Source organism: Porphyromonas vaginalis (genome assembly GCF_958301595.1).
GTDB lineage: Bacteria > Bacteroidota > Bacteroidia > Bacteroidales > Porphyromonadaceae > Porphyromonas > Porphyromonas vaginalis.
The window spans coordinates 896,824-912,743 of record NZ_CATQJU010000001.1 but is presented as its reverse complement, the minus strand read 5'-3'; the positions used below and the strand labels follow the sequence as shown (position 1 = coordinate 912,743).

Annotated in this window: 15 protein-coding genes; 13 read left to right on the top strand and 2 right to left on the bottom strand. The window is 54.5% G+C overall.

What is annotated here, in order from left to right; all coding sequences use genetic code 11:
• Nucleotides 1-9 precede the first annotated feature (9 nt).
• The gene (purN, locus tag Q2J34_RS03660; RefSeq protein WP_300969299.1) at nt 10-597 is read right to left on the bottom strand and encodes a phosphoribosylglycinamide formyltransferase; all 588 of its coding nucleotides are present in this window, start codon (nt 595-597) and stop codon (nt 10-12) included.
• Nucleotides 598-794: 197 nt separating this feature from the next.
• Between purN and Q2J34_RS03655 the strand changes: the two genes are divergently transcribed.
• The 3 genes from Q2J34_RS03655 to rnc all read left to right on the top strand — a co-directional run bounded on the left by Q2J34_RS03655 (nt 795) and on the right by rnc (nt 3,462).
• The gene (locus tag Q2J34_RS03655; protein WP_004331282.1) at nt 795-1,034 is read left to right on the top strand and encodes an acyl carrier protein; all 240 of its coding nucleotides are present in this window, start codon (nt 795-797) and stop codon (nt 1,032-1,034) included.
• 243 nt (nt 1,035-1,277) lie between these two features.
• Entirely contained in the window at nt 1,278-2,531 is a 1,254-nt protein-coding gene (gene fabF / locus Q2J34_RS03650) for a beta-ketoacyl-ACP synthase II (protein WP_298886599.1), read from the top strand.
• 121 nt (nt 2,532-2,652) lie between these two features.
• On the top strand, nt 2,653-3,462 hold the full coding sequence (rnc, locus tag Q2J34_RS03645) for a ribonuclease III (RefSeq protein WP_298886602.1): 810 nt from the start codon (nt 2,653-2,655) through the stop codon (nt 3,460-3,462).
• A gap of 650 nt (nt 3,463-4,112) precedes the next feature.
• Here rnc and Q2J34_RS03640 read toward each other — a convergent pair.
• Nucleotides 4,113-5,246 carry an ISAs1 family transposase gene (locus Q2J34_RS03640; RefSeq protein ID WP_300970142.1) on the bottom strand — a complete coding sequence of 378 codons (1,134 nt, stop codon included), beginning with the start codon at nt 5,244-5,246 and terminating at the stop codon, nt 4,113-4,115.
• Between the two features lie 396 nt (nt 5,247-5,642).
• Here Q2J34_RS03640 and recJ point away from each other — a divergent pair, with 396 nt between their 5' ends.
• The 10 genes from recJ (at nt 5,643) to Q2J34_RS03585 (ending at nt 15,895) form a co-directional block, all read left to right on the top strand.
• Nucleotides 5,643-7,424 carry a single-stranded-DNA-specific exonuclease RecJ gene (gene recJ / locus Q2J34_RS03635; RefSeq protein ID WP_298887678.1) on the top strand — a complete coding sequence of 594 codons (1,782 nt, stop codon included), beginning with the start codon at nt 5,643-5,645 and terminating at the stop codon, nt 7,422-7,424.
• Nucleotides 7,375-9,519 carry a RecQ family ATP-dependent DNA helicase gene (locus tag Q2J34_RS03630; protein ID WP_422763839.1) on the top strand — a complete coding sequence of 715 codons (2,145 nt, stop codon included), beginning with the start codon at nt 7,375-7,377 and terminating at the stop codon, nt 9,517-9,519. Before recJ ends, Q2J34_RS03630 begins: the two co-directional genes overlap by 50 nt.
• 18 nt (nt 9,520-9,537) lie before the next feature.
• Nucleotides 9,538-10,398, top strand: coding sequence for a 4-(cytidine 5'-diphospho)-2-C-methyl-D-erythritol kinase (gene ispE / locus Q2J34_RS03625; RefSeq protein WP_298887682.1), 861 nt, complete (start codon nt 9,538-9,540; stop codon nt 10,396-10,398).
• A 328-nt stretch (nt 10,399-10,726) separates the two neighbouring features.
• Nucleotides 10,727-11,035, top strand: coding sequence for a preprotein translocase subunit YajC (yajC, locus tag Q2J34_RS03620; protein ID WP_298887684.1), 309 nt, complete (start codon nt 10,727-10,729; stop codon nt 11,033-11,035).
• 30 nt (nt 11,036-11,065) lie between these two features.
• The gene (locus Q2J34_RS03615; RefSeq protein WP_298887686.1) at nt 11,066-12,079 is read left to right on the top strand and encodes a CdaR family protein; all 1,014 of its coding nucleotides are present in this window, start codon (nt 11,066-11,068) and stop codon (nt 12,077-12,079) included.
• Nucleotides 12,080-12,091: 12 nt separating this feature from the next.
• Nucleotides 12,092-12,748 (top strand): dephospho-CoA kinase, encoded by a 657-nt coding sequence (gene coaE / locus Q2J34_RS03610; protein ID WP_298887688.1) that lies wholly within the window; start codon nt 12,092-12,094, stop codon nt 12,746-12,748.
• Between the two features lie 15 nt (nt 12,749-12,763).
• Entirely contained in the window at nt 12,764-13,462 is a 699-nt protein-coding gene (locus tag Q2J34_RS03605; protein ID WP_298887690.1) for a DUF4271 domain-containing protein, read from the top strand.
• 38 nt (nt 13,463-13,500) lie between these two features.
• Complete coding sequence (locus tag Q2J34_RS03600; RefSeq protein ID WP_422763835.1) at nt 13,501-14,250, top strand: uroporphyrinogen-III synthase; 750 nt, start codon at nt 13,501-13,503, stop codon at nt 14,248-14,250.
• Nucleotides 14,247-14,990: a membrane protein insertion efficiency factor YidD gene (gene yidD, locus Q2J34_RS09945; RefSeq protein ID WP_479692273.1), complete on the top strand. Its 744-nt coding sequence runs from the start codon at nt 14,247-14,249 to the stop codon at nt 14,988-14,990. Before Q2J34_RS03600 ends, yidD begins: the two co-directional genes overlap by 4 nt.
• Nucleotides 14,991-15,223: 233 nt before the next feature.
• Nucleotides 15,224-15,895 carry a TatD family hydrolase gene (locus Q2J34_RS03585; RefSeq protein WP_298887694.1) on the top strand — a complete coding sequence of 224 codons (672 nt, stop codon included), beginning with the start codon at nt 15,224-15,226 and terminating at the stop codon, nt 15,893-15,895.
• Nucleotides 15,896-15,920: the final 25 nt, after the last annotated feature.

The window sequence follows — 15,920 nt, the reverse complement described above, 5'->3', positions numbered from 1 at the left end:
TTAACTGCGCTAGACGAGTGGCGGGAGGTCGGGACGTGTAAGGTAGTCGGCGACGACCACTGGGTAGTAGGCGTGCTCCAGACGATGGATGCGCTCAGCGAGCGTCTCGACCGTGTCGTCAGGGTGAACCGCTAGGCGCACCTCGCAGAGCGTCGAGCCACGGTCAAACTGTTCGTCGATGAGGTGGATCGTGATGCCGCTCATGGCGCAGTGCTCCTCTAGTACACGCTCATGGACGCGATCGCCATACATCCCTTTGCCCCCATAGTCGGGTAGCAGCCCTGGGTGAATGTTGAGGATGCGCTGCGGGAAAGCGCGTAGCAAGCTCTCAGGCACCAAGCCGAGGAAGCCCGCGAGGACGATCGCAGTCACCTGATATTGCTCTCGGAGTTGCTTAGCAAATGCGGGCTCACGCATCTCCTTGCGCTGGAAGGTGAGGGACGGTATGCCCAGTCTCTCAGCACGCTTGAGAACTCCAGCGTGGGGGTTGTCGGTCGCTATGAGCGCGACAGAAATGTCGTCGATATGAGCCAGATAGTGGACAAGTGCCTCCGCATTTGTTCCATTGCCTGAGGCGAAGATAGCTATGGTTTCCATTTTTATTCGTACATTTGTTGCACATAAGGGGCGCATGTGTGCAAAATGCAGTGGCATCTACACGCTTTCACGCCTCTTCTGTACAAAGGTACAGCTAAATCTGCGGATGCGCTACGCCTCAGAGCCAAGCGGTCTGCACCGATGCTTTACCGATCTAGTATGACTAATCAATTATTCATCAAATAACCTATTAAGCAATGAACGCAGAAGTAGAAAGCAAGGTCAAAGACCTAATCGCAGACAAGCTCAACGTCGAGCTCTCAGAGGTAACTCGTGAGGCCAACTTCACGACCGATCTTGGTGCTGACTCACTCGACACAGTCGAGCTGATGATGGCCTTCGAGAAGGAGTTTGATATGACCATCCCCGACGAGGAGGCTGAGGGTATCAAGACCGTTGGCGACGCTATCGACTACATCGAGAAGCAGCTAGCATAAGCACCTCGAGGAGTAGACACCGTGCTCTCCTCACCATGCGATACAGAGGTCTCATCGCATAGCTAATGCGACCACCTATATCCTCTGTCGTATATACATAGCCCGAGGGCAAGTCTCAGATCTCCCAGCATGGGTGCTGGGCTTGCCCTTGTGCATTTTCCCACATTCAGTTTACACCGCTAGAACCTGTTGCTTGTAGCAGCAGATTCCTCATATCCCTGACGCTTGACTTTGATATAGCCTATGCAATTTAACAGAGTAGTCGTGACTGGCCTAGGTGCCATCACCCCCATTGGCAATGACGCTCCTACCACTTGGCAAAATCTGCTAGCTGGTAAGAGTGGAGCAGCTCCCATCACACAGTTTGATGCCTCCAAGTTCAAGACCCAGTTCGCCTGTGAGGTCAAGGGTTTTAATCCAGAAGAGCACTTCGACCGCAAGGAGGTACGTCGCTATGACCGATACACTCAGCTCGCCCTCGTGGCAACAAAAGAGGCGATTGCAGACTCAGCTGTAGACCTAGAGCATGTCGACAAAAACGAGGTCGGCGTCATCATCAGCGCGGGTATCGGAGGGCTAGAGACCTTCCAGGAGGAGATCATGCAGTATGATCCCGAGCGAGGGCCTCGCTTCAACCCCTTCTTCATTCCGAAGATGATCTCCGACATCGCTGCTGGACTCGTATCGATCGAGTACGGCTTCCACGGACCCAACTACAGTGTCGCCTCAGCCTGTGCCTCCTCGACAAATGCGATCATCGATGCCGCTATCATGATACGTCTTGGCAAGGCAAAGATGATGGTGGCTGGTGGTAGTGAGGCTGCAGTGACGGTCGCTGGTATCGGTGGCTTCAACGCCATGCACGCTCTCTCCACACGCAACGACTCTCCCGAGACTGCCTCTCGTCCCTTCAGCGCAAGTCGTGACGGCTTTGTGCTAGGCGAGGGTGCTGCTATCCTTATACTAGAGGAGTATGAGCATGCGGTCGCTCGTGGTGCTAAGATCTATGCTGAGTTCGCTGGCTTCGGTCTATCGGCCGATGCATATCACTTGACCGCTAGCCACCCGGAGGGACTGGGTGCCAAGCTCGTGATGACCCGCGCCCTAGAGGATGCTGGCATGAAGCCCGAGGATGTAGACTACATCAATGTTCACGGTACCTCGACACCCGTTGGTGACGCTTCAGAGGTCAAAGCAATCCAGAGCGTCTGGGGCGACAAAGCTTACGATCTCAACATCAGCTCCTCAAAGTCTATGACAGGGCACCTCCTCGGTGCTACGGGAGCTCTAGAGACCATGGCTATCGTCAAGTCCATCCAGGAAGATGTCGTCACACCGACCATCAATCATGAGCCAGGCGACGAAGATGATCAGATAGACTACAAGCTCAACTTCACCTTTGACAAGGCGCAAAAGCGTACCGTCAACGTAGCCATGAGCAATACCTTCGGCTTCGGAGGCCACAACGCCTGCGTCATCTTCAAGAAGGTTCAGTAAGCGCACACGCACCGTATCAACTCATGACACTATATCAGCGACACCCCTTCACGCACGTTACTTTAGAGTCGACGAGTGTGGAGGGGTGTCGCTCTTTTTGCTCCTTTAGACAGACAGTGCTATGAGTTTGATGAGACGCTCTAGGACTAGGATGTGGCTTCAGGAGCTAGGTGAGCGTTGGCTGCATTGGTGGCGCGGCATACGTAGTGGCAGCTCGCAGCGCACGCCCAATCTGACCACACTCTTCGATCGGATAGGCATCGTGCCAGTCCGCACAGACCTCTACCTGCTAGCGATGCGTCACCGCTCCTGCACGATCATCGGGGAGGGTGGTGAGAAGCTCAATAATGAGCGACTTGAGTTCCTCGGTGATGCAGTCCTCGAAGCCTCTATCTGCACCTACCTCTATCATCTCCATCCCACATGGGACGAAGGCGAACTGAGCAAGTGCAAGAGCTCGCTCGTGAGCCGTCCCGTCAATAACGAGGTGGGGCGACGTCTGCATCTAGAGCGTTATATCGTCATGGTGCCGAGCGCATTAGACAACTCGGTAGACATCTACGGCAACACCGTGGAGGCACTCATCGGAGCCATCTACCTCGATCAGGGCTATGCCCGTACGCAGGACTTCGTTCGCGACTTTATCCTCCCCACCTATCGCGATATGCAGGCGCACACGGTGGCGAGCATTCAGAACTATAAGAGCGAGCTCATCGAGTGGGTGCAAAAGCATCACCTCTCGCACGAATTCCGTCTCGAGGAGCACGATATGGCGCCACACGATCACTTCGTCTACAGCGTCTGGATCGATGGCAAGCCCGTAGGGCGCGGTGCTGGCAGCAGTAAGAAGCGCGCTCAGCAGGAGGCAGCGCGTGACACCCTCGAGCTACTCCAGCAGGCCTACTCGACGATACAGCACCGCAAAGGCTAGCCGCACGAACTCTGCGTCCCCTTCTCCCGCGTCTGCTACCGCATCCTCACATATCACTACACGTCTCATGAGTCCGCTGTTTCGAAGGGTTACAGCATTAAGTTTGTTACCCGTCCAGGCTGGTTCGGGGGGCGAACGCCATCTCGCTAAACACTCCCGATCCTTCCGATAGTTCCGATCCCTAATTTCAAATCTCTAACTTCTAACCTCTAGTCTCTATTTACATATCTTTACGGGGAAATTCGTCCGATCCCCTCCTTTCTCGAATATCCACGTGGGGAATCTTAAATCTCCACGTGGATGTTTTTTATTCCCCACGTGGGGGCGAATCATTTCTTCCGAAGTTTCATTTCATTCCTCCGAAGTTTTATTTCATTCCTCCGAAGAATTTTTTATTCTCCACGTGGGGATTTCGAAATATCCACGTGGAAATCACTTTTCCCCAACACAGCACCGTTTCGATATGTAGTCAGTTCTAAGCTATTGTAACGACTCGGCGTTGCGTTTACCTAGCCAGAGCCGATGTATCATAGTCTCTTTTTTTTTCAGGAGCTACACATGAGCGACAAGCGGGGCTTGGATGAACTCATTATTATAATGTGTCAGCTGTGAAATGTGACGCGACGGCATACGCTATCAGGGCTGACGCATTATAATTCCATTTCGAAGATTTCCTCTGGAGTCATTCGTGCAAGCTTTTTCCTCAGGCGTAGCGTTGATGTGCCTTTGAGCTTGTCTTTAAGCCGTTGAATGATAGTCAGGTTTATCTTGTTTATAATGTTCATGTTCTGAGCTGCGTTGCGGGCTCTCTTGGTAGAGTAGTCCTCTCTAAAAAGCATATCCAGCATATAGTGTAGCTTGTTTTCCACAGCCCAATGCTCACGTATTAATTTGAAGATCTCCGCTCCGTCTGTCAGGCTAGAAATATAGAAGGTGGTTTCGGTGCTGGACTTATCTGTCTTCTTGTCCGTCCGTACTCTTGTCATCATATGGATACTTTTCAGCCCTTTCCATTTGTCTAAAGTCGAGTCTGGATCTAGAGATAAAGGGTTTACGATGCTACTCATCGTGCGTGTTTCTATTCGCCCGTGACCAAAGTCTTTCTGCTCTTGATGCACGATATGAGCATCGTAGAGGGGACAAAAGAAACTTTGCATCTCTTCCTTCGTTAGTTTCTGATTATCTTTAACTTGGAGTAGGTAGTCACCACCCTTCCCGACCACTGCGGTTGCTATATCGGTTTGAGTGCCGATAGCGTCAATAGTGATGACGGTGTCTCGCAGATCTAGAGCCTTGAGAATTTCTTTGATGGCATTGATTTCATTAGACTTAGTGGAGATATATACCTGAGCCAATGAAGCTTGCTGCTGAGGGTCAAAGGCTGTAACGCAATGGCTGTCGGCATCGAAGTCTAGCTTCTTAACGCCTCGCATCGTCTTACCATCTAGACAGATGTGCTTGCCCGTTGTTATCTCAAAGCTTTCCTCCAGGAAGGCTTTGTAGACTAGCTCTATCTGATTGGGATCAAGAAGACTGATAGCCCGATTGAGCGTGTCGTGAGAGGGGACTCCCCAAGAGCTCGACTCTCCTGATATACGCTCATATAGAGCCTCCAGATCAACCTTGTACTCCTCTGCATAGTCTTCTATTTCGTACCAAGAGGAGCAGCCAGAGAGAGTAGCTGTGAATACCGTCGTAAGGATGTATCCTAGGGGGAACTTTTTGCATCGATTTATGCGTGGATCTTCGACCATTAGAAGCTGATTGAATATGCTCATAGAGATTACTCATTGTATTGATTATCAGTTATAAAGGTACGAAAAACCTACGACATGGACAAGCTTTTTGAAGAGAAAAATGAAGAGTTTTTGCGACTATATTGAGTTCACTTTTTAGGCCTTTCATTCTCCCTCTTAAGATCACAATCAGCTTGTCATTTATAATGCGTCAGCCCTGCATACGCCATCTCGAGATTATTTCGTACATTTACGGAGCCTAAAATGCGGAGATGCGACCTTATCGCAAGCTTCGCTCTAGGCGATGACAATATAATACGCTAGTAATGAGCTGTAAATCGTTTTCTATCCAAGTTGCCCGGACCGCTCCCATAGCGGGTCTAGTGCCTTGGTCTGCTCCTAGCCTATCCACTCTCCCTATGACAAAAAAAATAAAACAATATAATGACGAACGAATGGCAATACACTCCCTTCACCCGAGAGGAGGAGGTGGGTGGCTCTCAACTGGCGCATGCCTTGAGAATACCCGCTGTGGCGGGACGCCTACTCTATCGTCGTGGTATCCGTACGGAAGCAGAGGCACAGCGATTCTTTCATCCATCGCTGGAGGATCTGCACGACCCCTTTCTGATGCAAGATATGGATCTAGCGGTCAAGCGTCTCAACAAGGCGCTAGGACGCAAGGAGCATATCATGATATACGGCGACTACGATGTAGATGGCACGACGGCTGTATCTCTAATCTATAAGTACCTCCGCTCGGCGGGGTGTAGCGAGCATCTGCTCAGCTACTATATCCCCGGACGAGACGATGAGGGCTACGGTGTATCCTATCGAGGCGTGGATCATGCCCACGAGATAGGTGCGACACTAATCATCGTGGTGGACTGTGGCATCAAGGCTATCAATGAGATAGCCTATGCTAAGACGCTGGGCATAGACTTTATCATCTGCGACCACCACCACCCAGACGACCAGTTGCCCGATGCAGCGGCCGTCCTAGATCCTAAGCGACCAGACTGTCACTACCCCTTTGAGGAGCTCTGCGGGTGTGGCGTGGCGTTTAAGTTTATGCAGGCCTTTGGGATGAACAATGGCTTCCCCTCGGCTTCGCTCTTTAAGCTCCTAGACCTGGTCGCGGTCAGTATCGCTGCCGATCTGGTCTCTGTGATGGATGAGAATAGGATCCTGGCGCACTACGGGCTGCGTCAGCTCAATCGCAATCCATCGATGGGACTCAAGGGGATCATCAAGACTTGCGGTCTCGAGGGACGTAAGATCACGATGGCCGACATCATCTACAAGATCGGGCCGAGGATCAATGCCTCGGGACGTATGATGAATGGCCGCGAAGCGGTTGATCTCCTTCTGAGCAATGATGCGAAGACGACAGCCCGCATGAGCGAGCTGATCGACGAGTACAACGTGCGTCGTCGTGAGCTAGACCGCTCTACGACTGACGAGGCTATGCAGCTCCTACAGGTCAATCCCGAGCTGGCGCATCAGCCCATCGTAGTCCTCTACCAGCCTGACTGGCACAAAGGGGTCATAGGGATCGTCGCCTCGCGTGTGGCCGAGTATACCAATAGACCGACGATCGTGCTGACAGGCACGAGCGACCGGATCGTGGGCTCGGCGCGAAGTGTCGGCGGGATAGACATCTACAGTATCATCGAGGAGGCTAGAGATCTGCTCTTAAACTTCGGTGGCCACACTTATGCCGCTGGGCTGACCCTCCTGCCAGACAAGCTCCCCGACTTTCGTGCTTACATACAGGGAGTCAATGCGGTGACAACTAGTGACCGAGCACAGTCCACACCGATAGAGATCGATGCCGAGATAGAGCTGCGTGAGGTGACGCAGAGACTCTACACGACGATACAGCGCTTTGCCCCGTATGGGCCGGACAACTACCAGCCCCTCTTTGTGACGCAGCAACTCTATGACGGGGGGGCGAGCAGAGCTGTGGGGCGCAATGGCGAGCACTTTAAGGTAGATGCTATACCTACTCTGGGGTCTAAGAAGCACTGCCCAGGGATCGCGTTCAACCAAGCACCAGCCTTCCGCTTCGTTAAGAAGTCTTCGGCGGGGAGAGCGAATGCGCCCTTTGCCCTTGTCTACCAAATAGATGAAAACCACTTTAACGGAGTTGTCTCTCTGCAATTACTAGTCAAGGATGTCAAACCTCAACGACCCGGAGAGGACCTCTTTGCCTCCCAGCGATGAGGTGGCAGGCAACTCCTCTGAGCACAGCGAAGCTGTCGACTGGGACTTGCTCCTCGAGGAGCAGGAGGACCTGTGGCGTGATATAGCGACCGATCCGCGAGTTGACACCGAGCACGAGCAGCTAGGCGAGGCGACTACGCAGCCAGCGAGCGACCAACTAGAGACATCGCAGACCGCCTCTGCAGACGATGAGACTACCCCCCTAGGAGTACTTCATCGCTACTGGGGCTACCCCGCCTTCCGGCTCAAGCAGGCGGAGATCATCGACAGCGTCTTGGCGGGACGAGACACGCTCGGGCTGCTACCCACGGGTGGAGGTAAGAGCATCACCTTTCAGGTGCCGACGATGCTACACGACGGACTGACGCTCGTGGTCACACCGCTCATAGCACTCATGAAGGATCAGGTCGATGGCCTCAACAAGCGGGGCATGTCTGCCGTGGCTATCCACTCGGGCATGGAGTATAAGGAGATCCATCGTGCCTTGGACAATTGCCTGTATGGCGGGTGTAAGTTCCTCTACCTCTCGCCTGAGCGACTCAGCTCGCCGCTCTTTCTCGCCTGTCTACCCGAACTACCGATACAGCTGATCGTGGTGGACGAGTGTCACTGTATCTCGCAGTGGGGCTACGACTTTCGCCCTAGCTATCTGAAGATCGCAGAGATACGTCGCTACTACCCCTCGGTCCCTTTGCTGGCACTCACAGCGACCGCTACTCCTGAGGTGGTGGCGGACGTGATGGCGCGTCTGAGCTTTCGTGAGCCGCATGTCATCAGTAGCTCTTTCGCACGGGACAACCTGCAGTATATCGTACGCCCCACAACGGACAAGGCGACGGAGCTCCTCCATATCCTCGCCTCGACGAGTGGTAGCGCGATCGTCTACTGTCGCAATCGCAAGAAGACGCAAGAGCTGGCTGAGATGCTACAAGAGGCGGGCGTCTCGGCACACTACTACCATGCAGGGCTGACGCATGCGGAGCGAGAGATCAAGCAAAACGCCTGGATGGCGGGAGAAGTGCGTGTGATGGTCTGCACGAATGCTTTCGGCATGGGCATAGACAAGCCCGATGTGCGTCTCGTGGTGCACTGGAGTATGCCGGTGGCTCTGGAGGAGTACTTCCAAGAGGCGGGGCGTGCGGGGCGTGACGGGCTACGCGCTTTTGCCGTGGTGCTATATGAGCGACGGGATCGTGGCATGCTCCAGCAGCGGGTGCAAAACGAATTTCCCGACAAAGCTTACATCCGTGACATCTACGATACCCTCTACAGCTACCTAGGGATAGGTCTCGGCGAGGGCATGGAGCGTAGCTATGAGATAGATCTAGAGGCGTTTGTACGCACGGAGCATCTACACCCGATACGTAGCTTGAGCGCACTGCATATCCTCGAGCTGGCGGGCGCCTGGGAGCTACTCCTCGACGAGGCACGCTCACGGCTCATCGTAGAGGTTTCTAGAGAAGAGCTATACTACATCCGAGGCTTGTCCGCCCAAGATGACAAAGTGCTACGAGCTGTCTTGAGAAACTACTCGGGACTCTTTGCCGATTACGTCTTCATCGACGAGCGAACCCTCTCCATACAGACCCACCTGACGGGAGAGGAGGTCTATGACAGCCTAGTCCGAATGAGCCAGCGAGGCATCATTCACTACGTCCCGCGCAAGCGTTTGCCCCGTATCCTCTTCTACACACGGCGGGAGCGCAAGCACCACTTCCTCATACCCCCCGAAGTGTACGAGCTGCGCAAGGAGGCGATGACCAAGCGACTCACCGCCACGATCGCATACCTAGACGGTCAGCAGGGGTGCCGACAGGCGATGCTCCTACACTACTTCGGCGAGGAGCTGGCTGAGCCGTGCGGGCGCTGTGACCTTTGTCTAGCTCGTAAGGCGCACTCCCAGCGTAGTGAGGAGGATCTAGAGACACGCCTCAAGAGTTTTCTAGAGCAAATGGAGGTGCCTTCGCTTACTTTGCAGACTTTGGCTAAGAGACTTGAGGTCAAGCCGAAAGCTTTGCTCCCGATCCTGCAGCAGCTCCTTGAGACAGACGACCGCTACCGTACCGACGGGGTACATCTGTATAAGAATAAGTAATCGAAGAGTGACCACGATATGATCCTACACCCACACGCTAAGATCAACCTCGGGCTGCGTATCTTACGTCGCCGACCAGACGGCTACCACGACATCGAGAGCTGCATGCTCCCCATTGGCTGGGCGGACCAGCTCACGGTAGAGATAGCTGCTGGAGCCACGGCGGACTCATACGAGATAGCTGGTCTGGCAGGCGAACTACCCATCGAGCGCAATCTGATCTACAAAGCGGTGCAGCTACTCCGAGCGCACCACCCGGAGATACCTCCGCTACGGCTCAAGCTTGAGAAGCGAATTCCGACGGAAGCTGGTATCGGCGGGGGCTCCGCCGATGCCGCCTACACGCTCCTAGCGATCAACGAACTGTGCCGCTTAGAGCTTTCTCCAGAACAACTGGAGACGCTGGCTGGAGAGCTCGGGAGCGACTGCCCCTTCTTCATCCAGTCCCGCCCCATGCTGGTCACAGGCCGTGGCGAAAGGCTCACACCGCTCACGATGCCGTCCGCACTCCTCAGCAAATGGCTCCTCGTCGTCAAGCCCCCCATCGGTATGAGCACTGCCGAGGCGTATCGACAGGTGACACGCCACCCCGAGGCGGAGGGCAAGCTCGCTGCACTACTAGAGCAACCGATAGCGCAGTGGCGTGAGCGCATCGTCAATGACTTCGAGTCCGTTGTCTTCGCGCACTACCCCGCGCTAGCCGCTCTGCGAGACACGCTCTACCGCCACGGCGCCCTCTACGCCGCCATGTCCGGCTCCGGCACCGCCCTCTACGGCATCTTCGCCGACAACCCGCTCTCGTCGCCCACCGCCACCGTCCCCTCCTCGCTCGCTGCCCACCTCGCCGACCTCCCCGTCTGGCTCGAGCGCCTCTCCTAACCTCCTCCAGCCCGTGGCCCTGCCCTCCCCCGACGTCACCCTATAGAGACACACGGTCTGAGCGTCCAGTCGGAGGAAGTCAGTCCCGTCAGAGCGAGACATATAACCCGTCATCGTAAAAGCTGGACGTTGTAACCTTTAGCGGGGACGGACGCTCGGGTGTGTCTAGAGGGAGGACGTTCCTACATTGGGTTACAGGCGTTATTCTAACCCTATTCGCACAAGTACCTCGAGATTTGTGTGATCGAGCGATAGGGAGGAAATGCGCTATGCGGTCGGTTTTTTGTAAGTTTGCAGAAGTAATTGAATTCATCAACTATAGATACCTATGAATATATTCCTTCTACAAGCAGCACAGCAGGGTGCTCCTGCCTGGACTTCGCTCGTCTTCTTTGCAATCATCATCTTGATCTTCTGGCTTTTCTTCATCCGTCCGCAGAGCAAGCGTCAGAAGAAGCTGCAACAGGAGCGTGATGCGCTCGCTGTAGGCGATGCAGTCATAACGGCTGGTGGTGTGCATGGCGAGATCCGCAAGGTAAACGAGCAGACCTTTGAGGTAGAGATAGCTCGTGACGTGCGCATAGAGATTGCCAAGAGCTCGGTCTATCCGCTCGGCACGGACCCCAACGCCCGCTAATAGCCTCTCCGAACTCTTAAGACGGGAGCGGTGCGACTCAATCTGACCCCTAAGCCTCGCACAGGTGGAGATCCTGTGGTGCGTAAGCAGCGTGTTCCTCGCTTGAGACGACTGCTGGGGATCGCTGTATGGGTACTCTTAGCGACCGCCTTATGGTTTATGCAGACGCTCTCACGTGGCACGACCTCGATAGTCCATGTACCAATCGTATATGAGGAGATGCCGGGAGAGATAGGACTAGAGGGGGATCAGCCGACGGCGTTAGATGTCAGCGTCTCGGCAAAAGGCTCTCAGCTCCTCTTCCGCTGGATGAAGGGCGTGCCTCCGATTTCGCTCTCTATGCCACAGCGAGTGCCGCAGGGAGGGCGCATCCTCTTTAGCAGTGCCGTCTTGACACAGAAGGTGCGGGAGAGCCTGGGGAGCTCTATACAGATCCGAGACATCTATCCTAATCAGATTTCGCTGCGCGCATATCCTCTCCAGAGGAAAGAGGTGCCAGTGGTGAACCATGTGTCGGCCTCTGCAAAGGATGGCTATATGGTACTGCCGCTGACGATGACTCCTACGACGGTCGAGCTGTATGGTAGTCGTGAAGCCCTGGCGGGGATTAGCGAGATACATACCAAAGCGTTGACCTACAAGAACCTGTCGCAAGACAAAGCGGTGCGGGTGCCGTTTGAAGAGATCCCCCACGTCTATACCTCGCCCGATAGTGTGCAGTTGCAGATCTCAGTCGTCGAGCTGACGGAGAGACGCATCGAGCTACCTGTCGAGGCGCTTAACACACCCTCAGGCTTTGTCGCTAAGTTGCTCCCAGCTCGTGTCTCTCTGACCCTGACGATGCCTATCACAGACTACAATAAGCCTATCGGGGACAAGGTCTCGGTGGTGGTCGATCTGCAACAGCTCGCAGAAGCTGTGCAGCAGGGCGAGAAACGACCGGAGATGCTACCCGTGAGAGTCGAGGGACTACCCGACTGGGTGGTGCGCGCTATGCCCTCTCCCAAGGCGGTACAGTATATCCTAGAGACTGCTGAGCCGTAGTGGCTACTGGACATGACCGAAAAGCAGCTCACCTCCTCCTCAACGCCCCCTCGCATCTTAGGATTGACAGGAGGGATCGGTGCGGGCAAGAGCTTCGTCGGTCAGATGCTTGTCGAGGCGGGGCTACCCCTGATGGATAGTGATGCGGTAGCTCGTGGAGCTTACACCGAGAGCGAGCAGGTGCGTCAACAGGTGGTCGCATTATTAGGTGCAGAAGTTTATAGTCCAGATGGAAAGCCTCGCTATGATGAGATCGCTAGCAAGGTTTTCGCACCATCTGATGCGGGTAAGTCGCTATTGCACCAGCTAGAGCAGATCATTCACCCCTATGTGTCTGAGAGACTGACGGCGTGGGCGATGGAGCAGGATTCCCCCGAGGGGTGGGTCGTCCTAGAGAGTGCTATCTTGTGGCAGTCAGGCTTCTATCGTCTCTGCGACGCTGTGGTCGTCGTGACGGCGCCTGAGGCGGTGCGTGTGGCTCGTGTCCAGGAGCGCGACGGAGCCTCCCGCGAGCAAGTGCAGGCCCGGATCGATCGTCAAGCGTCGTACACCTTTACAGCTCTGCAGCAGAGGTATCCTGAGCTCCCTCTCTATCAGATCAATAATGATGGGGTGCAGGATCTGGAGGAGCAGGTGGCGCAGCTACGCTCCCATCTAGCCTCTCTGTAGATTGGTCTTGCGTGTATGGAGAGCTCGGTCGGGTTGTGGACGTTGACTCCCTTTGGGGTAGATCGAGGAGCAGAGGATATCATCTTACTATTGCTCCTCATACTGCTCTTACTCCCAGCACTGATGCAGATGTGGGTCGGCTCTCTCTTGTCCCGCTCAGTAGATGCGCTACTATATAATAGAGGACACATTTTCTTTCGCAGCTTAGTACATCGGGTATCTGTCGGTACCTATGCGATCCTCGGAGGGTTGCAACGTCATCTGCTGGTCGGCGTAACTGGTTATCTGCTACTACGCTACTATGCTGGTCTTCCCTCTGGCGAACTGTGGACGACGCTCTCGCAGGTAGGGCTGCTAGCACTCTGCAGCTTGATCCTAAGCGGACTGTACCTAGGTATCAACCGTCTGCTGGCGGGGATCTATCTCGACTCCGCCTTTTACCTACACTGGGTGCGTCACTACGGCATCTTAGAGTGGCTGTGGCCGCTGCCTCTCTATCTGAGCTCCTTGCTGCTACTGGCGGGCGTCTGGCAGGGGGTCGCACTATGGCTGACGATCTCTGTAATCCTCTTATGGCGCCTTGCGATCATCGTGCCCACAGCACGCTGGCTTGGGGAGGCTGGGGTGACTCCTTTGCTTATTTCTTTGTACCTTTGCAGTCAGGAAATGGCTCCTCTTGCCTATCTCATAGGCTTTGGAATGCTGATCCTGTGAAAGAATCTATCATATACCATTAGCCCCTGCCTGTGCGTATGTCCCGGATTAAAAAAATACTTATTTCTCAGCCCGCTCCACTGATGGCCAATCCCTACACCGAAGTCGCTGAAAAGTATCAAGTGGAGCTTGACTACAAGCAGTTCATTCGTGTCGAGACAGTTGAAGCAAAAGAGTTTCGCCAGCAGCGCATCAATCCATTGGATTACACAGCCATCGTCTTTACCTCTCGTACTGCTATCTTGCACTTTTTCACCCTGATGAAAGAGATGCGCATCACGATGCCAGACACGATGAAGTATTACTGCAGCTCAGAGATGTCCGCGCCATACTTACAGAAGTTTGTCAATTACCGCAAGCGCAAGGTCTTCTTCTCACCGACAGGACGTACCGAAGACCTTGTCAAGGTGATTGTCAAGCACAAAGGGGAAAAGTATCTCCTCCCCGTCGCAGAGGAGCACAGCGCTAAGCTCTCCGACCTGCTGACAGAGGCTGGGATAGACTATACCAAGTCGGTCATGTACCGCACCATACCTCGTGAGCTAGAGCTTGAGAAGCCACTACCTTACGATATGATCATCTTCTTCAGTCCCGTAGGGATCACCTCGCTCTTTGAGAATGTCCCTGACTTCAAGCAAGAGGATATGATCATCGCTACAGTAGGTCCTAAGACCGCACAGAAAGCTGAGGAGCTAGGGCTCAGAGTAGATATCAAGTCTACGGGCAGTCGTCAGGATCCGCCGATGCCTAAGCTACTTCACAACTACCTTGCCGAGCAAGAGGGATGACTACGGAGGAAGACTCCCCTCGCTCCCACCAGAACCAACGTCTACCCAAAGGTGAGCGACTCTATCTGCGTGAGGAGATAGAGCGACTGCATAGTTGCGGGCGTTCGTTCGTCTCCTACCCCATTCGCATCGTATGGCTTGCGGAGCCTATCGCCACGGAGACGCCAGGAGAGCAGGCGCAGGTGGCCGTCATGACCTCGGTCGCTAAGCGTCGCTTCAAGCATGCAGTCGATCGCAACCGCATCAAGCGCATGACCCGCGTTGCTTATCGCCTCCACAAAGCTCCGCTCTGGCAGACTGCGACACAGCACCACTGTACGATACGAGTGGCACTACAATCTGTCGCCAAGACGATGCCGACCTACTCGGAGCTGGAGCAAGCGGTAGAGCGAGCCGTAGCACGTATCGTCAAGGAGATAGAAAAAGCTAACCCGACCTCCCCCGCTACTGAACCCGCAACCGATCGTCAGGAGCAGACTGCACAAGCTGAACAAGACAACGCACAGCAACTCTCGCTAGCGGTACGCCTGCTGAGCTATCCTGTCAAGTTTTATCGTCACTTTATCTCACCGCTACTGCCACCCAGCTGTCGCTTTACGCCGACCTGCTCGCAGTACGCACTAGAGGCTCTGAGGGTGCATGGAGCTCTGAAGGGAAGCTGGCTAACTATCTGGAGACTCTTACGGTGTAACCCCTTCAACCGACATGTGGGTTACGACCCCGTGCCACCACGACAATGAGCCAGGAGATCAGAGCAGCAGAGCAAGGCACAGGCCGTCTCAAACTTCTAGACTGCCACACGCATAGCCCCGAGACGGGCTGCCAAGCAATTCGCTCGCTCACCTACACAGAGTGGAGACTGTTGCAAAAGTCAACAGTCTCACAATCTTGCTTGCAAGATTGTCCTGACTTTGCAGAAAGGATTAAGCGCAAGGCGCTGAGGGTAAGGTCTGAAGGGAGCATACCTCCGTATGTGACCGAAGCCGAATCCCGAAAGCAACACAGGGATTCGCCTTTATGCAACAGTCTCGAGTGGAGCGGAGGTGTCGCAATCGAGGAGGCCCAGCTCTACTCGATAGGCTTTCATCCCTGGTCACTGCCTCCAGAGCAAAGTCTGACAGCACTCATTGATCAGATGCAGAGTTGCCTGGCGTCTGCTCCTCAGATCGTCGCTGTCGGCGAGTGTGGCATCGACAAGGTGCGGAGCAATGCAACACTCGCAGAGCAACTCGTCTGGCTAGAGGCGCAGATGCGCTTAGCCTGTCAGCTACATCGCCCTATCCTCCTACACGCGGTACGTGCGTGGGCTGAGATGATTGAGCTGCGTAGTCAGATGGCGCAAGAGTTTGCGCAGCTCCCCCCGATGGTGCTACACGGCTTTCGCGCTAGAGGAGAGGTGGCGCAGATGATGCTGAGCAAGGGCTTTGCGCTCTCCTTCGGCCGTCGCTACGATGCTGAGGCTTTGCACTTAGCCTATGAGGCGAAGGCACTCCTCGTCGAGACCGATGAGATCCCCAACGGACTTACGCATCGAAAGGCGATAGAGGCGACCTACACTCACCTCGCCGAGGAACTAGCTACCACGCCAGAGGCTTTGGTAAGCCGAGTGGTGGCGACTCCATTCTGGCAGCAGATCGAAGGTTAAGCCCTTCGAGATACTAAGCTCTTTG

Coding starts and splice junctions, on each gene's coding strand:
- yidD (WP_479692273.1), top strand. CDS start 14,247: ATGACTACGGAGGAAGACTCCCCTCGCTCCCACCAGAACCAACGTCTA.
- purN (WP_300969299.1), bottom strand. CDS start 597: ATGGAAACCATAGCTATCTTCGCCTCAGGCAATGGAACAAATGCGGAG.
- Q2J34_RS03600 (WP_422763835.1), top strand. CDS start 13,501: ATGTCCCGGATTAAAAAAATACTTATTTCTCAGCCCGCTCCACTGATG.
- Q2J34_RS03655 (WP_004331282.1), top strand. CDS start 795: ATGAACGCAGAAGTAGAAAGCAAGGTCAAAGACCTAATCGCAGACAAG.
- recJ (WP_298887678.1), top strand. CDS start 5,643: ATGACGAACGAATGGCAATACACTCCCTTCACCCGAGAGGAGGAGGTG.
- rnc (WP_298886602.1), top strand. CDS start 2,653: ATGAGTTTGATGAGACGCTCTAGGACTAGGATGTGGCTTCAGGAGCTA.
- Q2J34_RS03605 (WP_298887690.1), top strand. CDS start 12,764: ATGGAGAGCTCGGTCGGGTTGTGGACGTTGACTCCCTTTGGGGTAGAT.
- fabF (WP_298886599.1), top strand. CDS start 1,278: ATGCAATTTAACAGAGTAGTCGTGACTGGCCTAGGTGCCATCACCCCC.
- ispE (WP_298887682.1), top strand. CDS start 9,538: ATGATCCTACACCCACACGCTAAGATCAACCTCGGGCTGCGTATCTTA.
- Q2J34_RS03630 (WP_422763839.1), top strand. CDS start 7,375: ATGTCAAACCTCAACGACCCGGAGAGGACCTCTTTGCCTCCCAGCGAT.
- yajC (WP_298887684.1), top strand. CDS start 10,727: ATGAATATATTCCTTCTACAAGCAGCACAGCAGGGTGCTCCTGCCTGG.
- coaE (WP_298887688.1), top strand. CDS start 12,092: ATGACCGAAAAGCAGCTCACCTCCTCCTCAACGCCCCCTCGCATCTTA.